This is a genomic window from Photorhabdus khanii NC19 (assembly GCF_000517265.1).
GTDB classification, from domain to species: domain Bacteria; phylum Pseudomonadota; class Gammaproteobacteria; order Enterobacterales; family Enterobacteriaceae; genus Photorhabdus; species Photorhabdus khanii.
This window is the reverse complement of sequence record NZ_AYSJ01000011.1, coordinates 211,103-223,158: the sequence shown is the minus strand read 5'-3', so window position 1 is coordinate 223,158 and position 12,056 is coordinate 211,103. Positions and strand designations below refer to the sequence as shown.

The 12,056-nt window shown below is 47.6% G+C and carries 12 protein-coding genes and 1 pseudogene; 10 read left to right on the top strand and 3 right to left on the bottom strand.

What is annotated here, in order from left to right:
- Positions 1 to 33: 33 nt before the first annotated feature.
- From PTE_RS10845 to PTE_RS25465, 7 genes are all read left to right on the top strand, one after another.
- Positions 34 to 735 carry a fimbrial protein gene (locus PTE_RS10845; protein WP_036846193.1) on the top strand — a complete coding sequence of 234 codons (702 nt, stop codon included), beginning with the start codon at positions 34 to 36 and terminating at the stop codon, positions 733 to 735.
- Positions 736 to 797: 62 nt separating this feature from the next.
- A complete protein-coding gene (locus PTE_RS10840) occupies positions 798 to 1,535 on the top strand; it encodes a fimbrial biogenesis chaperone (RefSeq protein WP_241826131.1) in 738 nt (245 codons plus the stop codon).
- 36 nt (positions 1,536 to 1,571) lie between these two features.
- Complete coding sequence (locus PTE_RS10835; protein WP_036846190.1) at positions 1,572 to 2,366, top strand: fimbrial biogenesis chaperone; 795 nt, start codon at positions 1,572 to 1,574, stop codon at positions 2,364 to 2,366.
- 48 nt (positions 2,367 to 2,414) lie between these two features.
- Positions 2,415 to 5,180: a fimbria/pilus outer membrane usher protein gene (locus tag PTE_RS10830; protein ID WP_241826132.1), complete on the top strand. Its 2,766-nt coding sequence runs from the start codon at positions 2,415 to 2,417 to the stop codon at positions 5,178 to 5,180.
- Between the two features lie 168 nt (positions 5,181 to 5,348).
- Complete coding sequence (locus PTE_RS10825; RefSeq protein ID WP_131601485.1) at positions 5,349 to 6,650, top strand: hypothetical protein; 1,302 nt, start codon at positions 5,349 to 5,351, stop codon at positions 6,648 to 6,650.
- Between the two features lie 131 nt (positions 6,651 to 6,781).
- Positions 6,782 to 7,273 carry a CaiF/GrlA family transcriptional regulator gene (locus PTE_RS10820; RefSeq protein WP_036846182.1) on the top strand — a complete coding sequence of 164 codons (492 nt, stop codon included), beginning with the start codon at positions 6,782 to 6,784 and terminating at the stop codon, positions 7,271 to 7,273.
- Positions 7,252 to 7,770, top strand: coding sequence for a hypothetical protein (locus tag PTE_RS25465; RefSeq protein ID WP_209435499.1), 519 nt, complete (start codon positions 7,252 to 7,254; stop codon positions 7,768 to 7,770). The genes PTE_RS10820 and PTE_RS25465 overlap by 22 nt, the downstream gene beginning before the upstream one ends.
- Here the strand turns inward: PTE_RS25465 and spoT are convergent.
- From spoT to gmk, 3 genes are read right to left on the bottom strand one after another with little or no spacing between them, the layout of a single operon-like run.
- The gene (gene spoT / locus PTE_RS10810) at positions 7,702 to 9,819 is read right to left on the bottom strand and encodes a bifunctional GTP diphosphokinase/guanosine-3',5'-bis pyrophosphate 3'-pyrophosphohydrolase (RefSeq protein WP_036846176.1); all 2,118 of its coding nucleotides are present in this window, start codon (positions 9,817 to 9,819) and stop codon (positions 7,702 to 7,704) included. The genes PTE_RS25465 and spoT overlap by 69 nt on opposite strands.
- A gap of 17 nt (positions 9,820 to 9,836) precedes the next feature.
- Positions 9,837 to 10,112, bottom strand: a complete 276-nt coding sequence (gene rpoZ / locus PTE_RS10805; protein WP_011144672.1) for a DNA-directed RNA polymerase subunit omega — start codon at positions 10,110 to 10,112, stop codon at positions 9,837 to 9,839.
- Positions 10,113 to 10,166: 54 nt separating this feature from the next.
- Positions 10,167 to 10,790 carry a guanylate kinase gene (gmk, locus tag PTE_RS10800; protein WP_036846173.1) on the bottom strand — a complete coding sequence of 208 codons (624 nt, stop codon included), beginning with the start codon at positions 10,788 to 10,790 and terminating at the stop codon, positions 10,167 to 10,169.
- A 278-nt stretch (positions 10,791 to 11,068) separates the two neighbouring features.
- On the opposite strand from gmk, the gene PTE_RS10795 reads away from it, so the two are divergent.
- The 3 genes and pseudogenes from PTE_RS10795 to PTE_RS10785 all read left to right on the top strand — a co-directional run.
- The gene (locus tag PTE_RS10795) at positions 11,069 to 11,251 is read left to right on the top strand and encodes a type II toxin-antitoxin system HicA family toxin (RefSeq protein WP_036778383.1); all 183 of its coding nucleotides are present in this window, start codon (positions 11,069 to 11,071) and stop codon (positions 11,249 to 11,251) included.
- Positions 11,252 to 11,268: 17 nt separating this feature from the next.
- Positions 11,269 to 11,697: a type II toxin-antitoxin system HicB family antitoxin gene (locus tag PTE_RS10790; RefSeq protein ID WP_036846171.1), complete on the top strand. Its 429-nt coding sequence runs from the start codon at positions 11,269 to 11,271 to the stop codon at positions 11,695 to 11,697.
- Positions 11,698 to 11,837: 140 nt separating this feature from the next.
- A pseudogene (locus tag PTE_RS10785) lies at positions 11,838 to 11,999 on the top strand (zinc ribbon domain-containing protein); the annotation flags it as partial.
- Positions 12,000 to 12,056 lie beyond the last annotated feature (57 nt).

Genomic DNA, 12,056 nt, shown 5'->3' with positions numbered 1-12,056 from the left:
ATGATAAAAATTGGGAGAGGCGGAAAGAGTTAGATGAAAACGAAAAATAGCAATCTTATAAACAGTGAATTAATGACATATCACAGCAGGGCAAAATATGTGTTGCTTTTCATGATGCTGATTGGATGGACCATCGGTTGTGTGACGACTTTTCCAGTGCAGGCGGATACGGATACGGAGCGTACAATCAATTTCAGAGGCATGTTATTGCCTCCGACCTGTGTGTTGAGTGTGAATGGGTCCAGCTTTGCCGGGTTTTATAATGATGATTTCGCTCCGGTCTATGCCAGTGAACTCAGAAATAGCAAATATATCGCAAGAGATCCCGTGGAACTGAACTTTATGTTTAGTGACTGTGATCTAGGCGAATCAAAACCCGCTTTCTACATATGGAGTGATGTGCCTGCCATAACAGATCGGGAGCTTTTCATGCCTGATGACAGTGATGTTGTTAACAACAGTACTAAAGGAGTAGGGGTTAGGTTATTCGACGAGGGAACTAGCAAGTTTGTAGAGGTAAGGAAGGGGACTGATCCGTATAGGGTAGACCTCTCAGACAGTGTAAAAGGAAATGGTGGGAAATTGGAGGGAACAATGAGGAGGTTCAGGGCGTATGTGGGAGGTCTGGGCGATACAAATAATCCAGTAACCTGCAAAACAGAGAGTAACGATACCAATGTATTATGCGGAGGAGTTGCGGATGTGAAGATACATTTTGAGTTTGTGTATCAGTAGATGGCGTTAAGCCGGGTGTATTCAAGGGATTTTGTCTGATTCTCTGAGATGAAGTGGGATATATGAAAAAGATGATAGTCATGGGAATGCTGGCGATATGGGTGGTTATGGCATCGTCACCAGCACATGCGGGTCTTATGTTGAGGAAGACACGTATTATTTATCATCAGGGCGACAAGGTGCAAAGCATGTCATTGCAGAATTCAGGCGATGAGGTGTATCTAATACAAGCTGCCGTGACTCCGGGAGATAACTCAAATACCCGTTCATCGGAGTTTACCGTGTTGCCTCCGTTGTTTCGCATGGAGGGTAATAGCTTGAACGTGATGCGTGTTATACGTACCGGTGGTGATTTCCCAGCTGATCGAGAGTCTCTGTTTCGTTTTCGTATTAATGCGATTCCGGCGAAGAAAACACTAGATGAGAGCAAGGCCAATGGCAATGGGAAACCAGGAGAGATTGGTGCATCTCTGTCTATTGCGCTGGGGATGAATATTAAACTTATCTACCGGCCAGATAAGCTGCCGATGACACCGGAGCAGGCCTATAGCCGACTGACATTTATACGAGCAGGCAATACTGTCGTAGTGACTAACCCAACACCGTATTACCAGACTTTTGCCCAATTGAAACTTGACGGCAAGGCAGTAGATCTTAACAAAGCCCCGTCAATGTTGGCCCCTTTCGGCCAGATGACTTTTTCCTTAGCAGGTAAGGCGGGAAGTAAGGTGACATGGTCGATGATCACCGATGTCGGTGGAGTGAGTAGACTACAGAGCGGTACGTTACGGGCCGACTAAGTGTGTTTTTATATTTTGAGATTGGAAGAGCATGACATGGCGGAGCGTAATATTTCAATAAAACAGATCGTTATAACTGTGTCATGTGTTCTGACAATAATATTACCGGTATTGCCACTCAGGGCAGCAGAGAGTCTGAAGGGGTTGTATCTCGATGACGCTCGTGTGATTTATCCTGAATCATCCAGCAACGGAGTCTCTTCGACACTCATTAATAATAGCGACAACAATTATCTCATTCAGTCAATCGTACGAGAACTAAACCCAGAGACCGGTTTACCGCTGGGGGTTAAGGCGCCATTTATAGTTATTCCGCCGATTGCGAAGGTGGGGGCAGATGAACGGCAGGTGCTGAAAATCCTTCGTACTGGTGGGGTTTTGCCGAAAGATCGAGAATCTCTGTTCTTTCTGAATCTGCTTATGTTGCCTTCTGAGAAACAATTACCAGTATCTAAAGATGACTCTGGCAAGATGAGAATGGTGACAGCTCTGGCGGTGAAATTGTTCTACCGTCCTGAAGGGTTACCAGAAAAGGGGGTTGCCGGTGCGGTGAAACAGTTAAGCGCGTCAGTAAAAGAGGATGTCGTGATGCTGTCTAATCCGTCACCGTTTTGGATAACGTTGCAGACTTTGCATGTAAGTTCGTTTGCCGTACCGGGCAAGGATTTGTTTAGGATGGTGCCACCCTTTGGTCAGCAGAGCTGGTCGCTGCCGGCGGGTAAAGTGTCTCCTGGTAGTCATGTCACTGTATCGTGGCGTGCTATTGATGAGTTTGGGTTAGACACTGATGAAGAGAGTAGATCTATTGCCGTATCCGGCAGTGGTCAATAGCGATGTTGCAAGATATCGACAGAATAGATATGAGCAATGAACCTCTATATGTTAAATAAGAGATGGCAATTAAGAATGAAAGTGTTGATTCCGGCAATAAGCCGTCGTTCAAAACGGCCGTCTACTTGTTGTCGTTGTGTAAATCAAGGTATTTTTACTTCTCTTACCCTATCAAAGCACCAAATGGGGGGTTCTCTCGTTTTTTGTCGGGTGATGCTGGCATTTCTGACGGGATGGAGCGCTCAGGCAACAGCGCGTGATTATTTTGATCCGGCTTTATTGGACTTTGGTTCGAATTCCGGTCAACCGGTAGACTTATCACAGTTTGAGACCGTAGGAGGTCAGGCGCCGGGAACTTACCGTGTTGATATCTACGTGAATGGTACTTTTTTTGATACGCGTGATATTACGTTCCAGCGTCATAGCGAGGGTAATGCCGAGCTGACGCCGGTACTTACCCCAGATTTGTTGGAAGCGGCTGGTGTTAATATCAGCGGCATACCAGCATTGAAAGCATTGCCGGTGGATAAGCCGATAGAGAGTCCGTTGGGTAAATTGATTCCCCAAGCGGCGGCCCGCTTGAACTTTTCCCAGATGCGGCTGAATGTGAGCGTACCCCAAATAGCGATGAAGCCTTCAACGAATGGCCTGGTTGATCCGAAGTTATGGCAGGAGGGCATTCCGGCTTTTTTACTGAACTACAGCATCAATGGCAGCCAGAATCAGCGCTCACAATTTGGTAATAAACAGACTAATCAGAGTTTGTTCGGTAGCTTCAATTCTAGATTGAATCTGGGGGCCTGGCGTCTTCGTAATACGGCTACTTATTCTTATAACACTCAAACTTATAACCGGTATGACTCATTCAATGACGCAGTGAAAAAAACGACCGAATCCCAGCAACGTTGGAACTTTCAGCAAACCTATTTGCAGCGGGACGTGGTGGCGTTACGCAGTGATCTGACGATAGGGGATACCTCGACCGGTAGTGTGGCAGGTCAGGTGTTTGATGGTTTTCCTTATCGTGGTATTGGGCTTGCCACCAGTGACCCGATGATGCCCGGCAGGCTGAGTGGTTTTGCGCCGATTATCAGTGGGATAGCTAAATCTAATGCTCAGATTACGGTGACGCAGAATGGCAGTGTGATTTATCAAACCAACGTGGCACCCGGTCCATTTCGTATCACAGACTTGGTGGGCAGCAGTGTCGGGGGAGACTTACAGGTAACGATAACTGAGGCCGATGGTACTCATCATGGGTTCACTCAGGCCTATTCCAGTCTGCCTATGATGTTGCGGCAGGGGCAATTCAAGTACGAAGTGGCCGCCGGGCGTTATTACAGTAGTGGATATGGCAGCGGCATACGTAAGCCGGTGTTTGGTATGGCCTCGATGATTTACGGTCTGCCTGGTAACGTCACGTTATACGGTGGTGGCCTGGTGGCGCAATCGTACCAATCTGCGGCGCTGGGAACTGGGCTCTCTCTGGGTATGATGGGGGCATTATCTGCGGATATCACGACTTCCCGGACCCGGTTACAAAATACGCCTGACATCCTGCGTGGGGAATCTTACCGCGCTAAATATTCGAAAAGTATGCTGACCACTGGCACGACAGTGGATTTAACCGCGTACCGCTATTCCACACGTAATTACCTGAGTTTTTCGGATGCGAATACTCAAGGCTACAGTGTTTGGGGAGAACTCCCTTCTTGGATGTCTGAGCGGCGACGCAGTAGTTGGCAGATGCGACTGAGCCAGTCATTGCCCGGTAACTATTCTCTGTGGCTCAGTGGTCAGCGGGATAACTACTGGGGAAGCTCTAAAACTAACACCACACTATCGATGGGATTGAATGGTTCTTTCTACCGTGTGGGCTGGGGGCTTAATTACAGCATTGATCGCATGCGCGGTAACGGTGACTGGCCTGAGAACCGGCAAATTTCGTTGAACGTAAACGTTCCACTGAGTCTGTTTGGCTCCTATGCGGCGCTGAATAATGCGTATGCTAACTATAGTTTTTCCCGTGATAGTACGGGACGCAGTAATAACCAGTTGGGCATAGGCGGATCGGTGCTGGATGATAATAGTCTGTCTTGGAACGTATCGCAGAGTCAGGCGAATAAAGGGAGAGGGCGCAGCGGGTCAGTGTCAATGGGATATCTTGGTTCCTTTGGGCAAGCCAACTTGGGATACAACTACGATTCATGGGGGGGACGTGGTGTGAACTACGGGTTTAGTGGAGGACTGATTGCACATCAGCATGGCGTTACTTTGGCATCGCGTATTGGTGATGCTGCTGTATTAGTGCGGACATCGGGGGTTGCAGGTATTCGTGTGATGAATTCCAGTTCGGTGACTACTAATCGCTGGGGATATGCGGTTGTGCCTTATGCCCAGACGTACAGCCGTAATAGTATCAGTTTAGATCCGTCATCGCTGCCGGAAGGGGCTGACATGGCACAGGGTAGCAAGAACGTATTCCCGACGAGTGGCGCGGTTGTGATGGTGGATTACCCCGTGCGTATTGGGCAGCAGTTGCTGATGAATTTGACCTATAACGGTAAGCCCGTGCCGTTTGGGGCAATGGCGGGGCTTAAAGGGGATACAGACACAAATCTGGCCGCGATAGTCGGGGAGGGTGGACAAGTGTACCTGAGTGGTATGCCACCCAGCGGGGTACTGAAAGTGAAGTGGGGCAGTACACCGGACAGGCAGTGCGAGGTGGCGTTTAACCTGGGGCCTCCTCCGGTAAAGGCGAAGGCAGATAAAAGCTGGAACCCAATGAGGCAATTGAACGAAACCTGTCGTTAAGATGAGGCAATGTGTTGTGGCTCTGCACTGACAATCTAATGTGGAAAACCATAATTATTAGGAAGAGGACCCTCTGAAAGGCGGATGTAATCTGGTCGGGATGGGGTGTATCAACGAATGAAAATTTCTAACAGGACAACTGGGAAGTTACTCCCGGTTGGGCGGCCGATGAAGACGAATAAGACATTTATTAACAAGATAAAACAGGATATGAGTTGGATGGTGGTTCATTGTCGCTGGTGGCCGATGCCGATATGGGTGGGGATGATATGCCTATCCGTGGGTATCTTTTCTTCTCCCACACTGTTCGCCGCGCCGACAATAAATTGGAATGCTGATCGCGCCATTGAAGCTCTGGGGCCTGCTCGAAAGGTAAAGTGGAGTGACGGAATAATCACTTATCCGGCAACGGGTAAAGCGACCTTAAAAGATGTGTTTCCAACACTGTCTATGAAGTGGGGTAGTAGTAAAACGTTGGATCAGGTCAAGTTCCAGATCAAAGCAGGGCACGGGGAAATTTTTAAAGTCCCGAGAGTGGTTTCAGGCAGTTACGAATGCTCAATTGAAGCCAAATTTACAAATGGTCGTCCAGGAGTAGCCATTGTACACCTTACGGTGAGCCTTAATAAGCCATATCCAGATGCAAATTATTCTGAACTATCAACGCTCAAAGCGAGAACTACTGGTAATCAGGATGATGAAAGTGTAGCAAAGGCAAAACTAAGTGACCTTTCTTTTAATGTGTCTTGTCAAGGGGTAGATTTTTCATGGGAGCGAAAGGCCGATGAAAAAGTTGAATTCGAAACCCAGAATGTTAATGCACCTGTGGGTATTTTAATTGATGGAGGGGATTTTATGTGGTGGTCTAGACCAATTCTTCCGACTATCAAAGACCCTGTAACAGTGATGTCCCCTCCGGCTTGTATTTTTGAAAGTGAGTCTAGTAATAATTTTGATTTCGGAGAGATTCGCCGGGAGCCGTCGGACGCGATATTCCCAATAGAGTTACACCGGAAAACGGTAGGTATATATGATCTATTGATAAGTGTTGCATGCAATACACCCAATGAGGAAGATACAGGCGTAGCCATTGTGAATTTTTCTACCGAGCATCTAGGTGTTGATGGTAAAAGTATAGTGATGGACATTAAGGCGGAGGGGACTAAGGACTTCGGTAACGCGTTGGAGATAAAACTGTTGCCGCGAGTTCTAGGCATACAGACTAAGCTTGTAGGCGGCAACCAGATTGGTCAGCCAGTAACATTTGGTTCTGCAGCTGACCCTAAAAGTGTGCTGGTTTTTACTGTAGATGCTAAGTCAGCCGTGAAAAAAACTAAAAATAATGTAGTGTATTATTCTCATCATTCTCTCAGCAAGTTTCTTGTGCAGCTTTGGCAAACGAAGGCGATAGACCCCAAGATTTCTGGTGAGTTCAAAACGTCTATGAAGGCAACTCTAGTCATGAAATAACGCTGCGCTGGCAAGGTATTTAAATATGGCATGGTGGCTTAGCCGCCATAGGTACTTCGTCTCAATAAATCACACTATTTCATTTCTCATGTGGTAACAAATTGACCAGTTAGTCACCAGTGGAGAGTAAAATGACAACCAATGTTAATGATTCAATGCTGCTTCAGATAAGCGGCAGCCAGACCGATTTGCCTGGAGGTCAGACTATTACCGGCAAACAAAGTAATCATGGGGATTTTCGGCTGCCAGCCTGTTTGTCTCATTTGAAGGATACACCGTTGTACATGGCAGTCGCGTATTGGGGATTATTGAAGGGGCGCGGATTTACCAAAAGTGAAATCAGCCAGGTGTTCCGAGTGACAGAACGCCGGGCAACAGATGTGATGAATTATATCTACAATGAGCGACGTGATGTGATCGCCTGTGAAAAAGTCTTCTTTCGTGAGAAACAGGGAAGTCGTCGACTGATGCTGATTGTTACGGCAGTCGTTGAACCTATGCCCCAGAAGGGTCAGGCGGCGGTAACGAAAACGGTGAAGTCGACGCGCTCCCGGACATCATCACAAGCTAATCACATGCGTACTTGGTTTTTGCAGCGGGCTTGTGGTCCGTTTATCTCCTGAGTTGTATCACTCATGTGGTTATCTGGCGGGACATGATGGAAGACGGGTTTTTATCGGTTCTGTGTGTGATGCCTTATGGGGGGCTGATAAGTCGGATGGTACTGGCTATCGGGATCATATTGTTGGCCGTCTGTGGGTTTTTATTGGGCAACAAAATTCGCTACTCGCGGTATCCCCGTATGCTGTTAGCGTATTGGTGCCGAACATGGATCTTACCACTGTTATTTATCGCTATCGGGCTGGTATTGATGTTTGGTGTAGGTGGGGAGGGTTGGTTAGACCGCATACTGGATGAGGTTGATTCAGTATTGATTGGTCTGTTCTTTGATAACCAGGATGATATGCCGCCAGCCCCATATCCGGCGACGTCATCACCGGTAGATAGCGCTGTTGGCTGTTCACCTGCTGATTTGCACGAGCTATCCGGTTTAGTTTCTGTTACGACTGACTCGCATCACATCCGGCATGATCCGGATTTTGCGCATAATATTCGCTAACTGAATACGGTCTTTAGTCGTGAGCCGGATAAAAGCACAGTAAACCCGGCCGTCTTTCTCTTCGGTATTCATACTCTGAATATTGGAATTGGCTGCATTAATGGCGGCGGTTAGATTTGCCAGCGCCCCTTGATGGTTAAACATGTCCACTTTTATTTCGGCGGTGAAATCGTTATTGATCTCTTGATCCCACTCGACGGCCATAAATTTTTCGGGTTCTTTCTGATAACCACGGATATTACGGCAAGACTCATGGTGGATAACCAACCCTTTGCCGGGGCTGATATGGGCGATGATAGGGTCACCGGGGATGGGTCGGCAACATTTGGCAAACGTAATCAGCACACCGTCAGCGCCTTTGATGGGTAATTTACGGGCACCATTGTTGTGATAGGTATTGGTGGTATTTTCTGGCGGCGCGCCTAGCAAATTACGGGCGACGACGATACTCATGGTATTGCCAAGCCCGATTTCAGCCAGCAGATCGTCTATTGTCGAGAGTTTCATTCTCGTCAATTCTTTATTGATACTTTCCGGCGGAATATCAACCAGTTTCTTCCCACTACCCAACGCGTGATTTAACAGACGGCGGCCTAGCCCAATGGAGTCTTCTCGTTTAAGGTTTTTTAGCAACTGACGAATTTTAGCGCGGGCTTTTGAACTGACGACAAAGTTCAGCCAGGCCGCATTTGGGCGAGCGCCCGGCGCAGTAATGATCTCAACCGTTTGACCGCTGGTAAGCGGTTGAGATAATGGGTACGGTTGGCGATCAACTCGCGAGCCAACACAGGCGTGACCAATATCGGTGTGTACGGCATAAGCAAAATCGACCGGGGTGGCACCGGCAGGTAATTCCACAATGCGCCCTTTCGGGGTAAAAACGTAAATCTCATCAGGAAACAGATCAGATTTAACGCTTTCGATAAATTCAAAAGAGCTACCGGCACTTTGCTGTAATTCCAGCAGACTTTGCATCCAGCGCTGAGCACGGACTTGTGCGGCTGTACCGGATTCACCCTGCTCTTTGTAAGCCCAGTGCGCTGCGACGCCCATTTCCGCCATTTGATCCATATCCTCGGTGCGGATCTGGACCTCAACTGGCACGCCGTGAGGGCCAATCAGGGAAGTATGCAAGGATTGATAGCCGTTAGCTTTAGGGATGGCAATGTAGTCTTTAACTCTGCCCGGACGGGGTTTATATAGGCTGTGCATCCGCCCCAAAACCCGATAACAGATATCAACATTGTTAACGATGACCCGAAAAGCATAGATATCCATAATCGAATGAAAACGTTGCTCTTTGAGGTGCATCTTTCGGTAAATAGAATAGAGATGTTTTTCCCTACCGCTGACTTTGCACTCGATATTTGCTTCAGCCAGCCTGCCTGCGATTTCAGACAAAATTTTCTGGATCATCTCCTTACGGTTACCCCGGGCCGCTTTTACCACTTCTTTGATAACCCGGTAGCGGTTAGGGTGAAGGGCTTCAAACCCTAGCTCTTCTAACTCCGTTTTCAGATGATGGATACCCAAACGATGGGCTAAGGGACTGTAGATCTCTAACGTTTCCCGGGCGATACGGCGGCGCTTATCTGGGCGTAACGCGCCGAGCGTGCGCATATTGTGGGTACGGTCTGCCAGTTTGATCAAAATGACGCGGATATCCTGCACCATTGCCATGACCATTTTGCGGAAATTTTCCGCTTGTGCCTCTTTTTTATCGCGGAAATTCAGCTTATCAAGTTTGGAAACCCCTTCGACTAACCCGGCAACCACAGGGCCGAAAGGCTGGGCGATATCCTGAAAGGTGGCGGGCGTGTCTTCAATAACATCATGCAACAAGGCGGCCATCAGCGTTTCATGGTCGAGACGCATCTCGGCCAAAATACAGGCAACTGCGACAGGATGAGTAATGTAAGGCTCACCGCTGGTACGGGTTTGCCCTTCATGGGCATCCCGCGCAACAGTGTAAGCCTGCTTGAGGAGCTCAATCTGAGCCCCGGGCAGGTATTTTTGGGCAAGCTGATTCAGGCTTTCGAACAGATACAAGGCAGACCTACCGTAGATTAACGACGACTTTCCGCGATAGCAGAAACCGCCTGCATTTCTGCAGCTTCCTGCTCTTGTTGTTCCTGGCGTTCACGCACGTCCAGAATTTTACCGTTGATCAGGCCCTCTTCCACTTCACGCAGAGCGATAACCGTGACTTTATCGTTCTCTTCAGCAACCAGAGGATCTTTACCACCTGTTTGCAGTTGACGTGCTCGACGAGCGGCGACCAACACCAGGTCAAAACGGTTACCAATTTTTTCTACAGCGTCTTGAACAGTTACGCGTGCCATATGTGTGCGACTCCACAGGTAAAGAAATGACTGGGCATCATACTGAAACTTGGTTCAGTCTGCCAATAATTTGCTGATTAAAGCATCATGCCGTTGTGCCTGGCGCTCCCGATGCAGGCGTTCTGAACGGATGATGGTGTGCAGATCGGCCAATGCAGTATTGAAATCATCATTAACGATTAAATAATCATACTCGTTATAGTGAACCATTTCTGCAACGGCTTGATCCATGCGTTTTTCAATAATATCTTCACTATCCTGCCCTCGACCGCGCAGACGGCGACAGAGCTCTTCTTTTGACGGCGGCAGGATAAAAATGCTGCGGGCAGAGGGCATTTGTTTGCGGATCTGCTGCGCTCCTTGCCAATCGATATCAAGAAAAACATCAACGCCACTGGCAAGGGTGTCTTCAATCACTTTTCGGGATGTGCCGTAATAATTACCGAAAACACGGGCGTGTTCCAGAAATTCATGGTTACTGATCATCTGACGAAAGACTTCTTCGGTGACAAAGAAATAGTGCTCACCCTGATTTTCACCGGGACGCATTGCACGTGTGGTATGGGAAACAGAAACCTGAGTATCATACAGAGGTTGAGTCTTTAACAAAGCCTGAATCAGGCTTGATTTACCCGCTCCGCTTGGCGCAGAGACAATATATAACGTGCCTTGGATCATGGTGGTATCTTGGTTGATTGGATAATAATTAAATAAAGCAGAATAAAATTCTTATAATAGTATACACGTACCCATTCACACATGTCGCGTTGCCGATGCATTTCCGCCGAAATTTTCTTAAGGGAAAAATTGCCAATGGATATTTTGTATCGCCAAGGGGTTGACTTCTTTAGTTAAAATTTTGCTCTATGTATTATCACAACTGTTGTTGAATGAAACAAAAATGTTGTATTTGCTGTTTTATGTGTCATCATCGCTTGGTCGAAAAGGAGGCATGGATGAAATACAGTGAGTTCCGCCGATGGCTAATTTCTCAAGGAGTTTTAATTGAGAAGGCTAGAGGTGGAGGAAGCCACCGCAAGGTATCCATAAACGGTAAATCGTCGGTTTTCCCCGATCATGGTTCCAAAGAAATTCCGGAACCATTGAGAAAGAAAATAATGAAGGATCTGGGGCTTTAAATTTCAAGGGAGGTACTATGTTTAATTATCCCATAAAGCTGGAATATGACGAAGAAACGGGAAGTTATGTGGCTAGTTGTCGAGATCTTCCCTTATTCAACTCGGTAGGTGACTCAGTCGATGAAGCGCTTCTCGAATCTATTGATGGGTTGATTACGGCTATTTCTATAGAAATAGGCGAACGTCGGCCTATACCTGAAGCATCAGTGTTGGAGGAAGATGAATACGTCGTCAGTCTTCCTATTCTCGTGGTAATGAAAGTGGCATTGCATAATGCAATGATAGAAACAGGAACACGCAAAGCAGATCTTGCGCGTCGGTTGGGGCAAAAGGGGCCACAGATTGATAGGCTTCTTGATGTTGAACATTCATCAAAGGTTGAAATAGTTGAACTGGCTTTGCATCAGTTAAATAGAAAGCTGGATATAGCAGTTCATACTGCATGACATCATTAATTTAAGAAGCACTATAATATCCGACGCATTGAGATGAAAAAGCGCGTTATTTTGAGCGTTTTTACTGTCTTAAAAGGGCAGCGCTAACCGCGGCAAGGCCCGATTACGTCTGGCGGCAGTCCATGAGCGGGCGGATCTGGCAATGCCCTTTCTGTCGAGTCGAACATGACCGCGATATCAATGCGGCGATCAACATCCAGCGCAAGGGCATAACAGCATTACAGGCGGCGGGACTTGTCGTTTCTGCCCACGGAGGCCAGCGTAAATCCGTCATAAAGACGGTTGCGGCCTGAGAAGTGGGAAGCCTCGCTGTTTTTTTACGGCGGGGAGCAGTCACCGGGTTACAATGA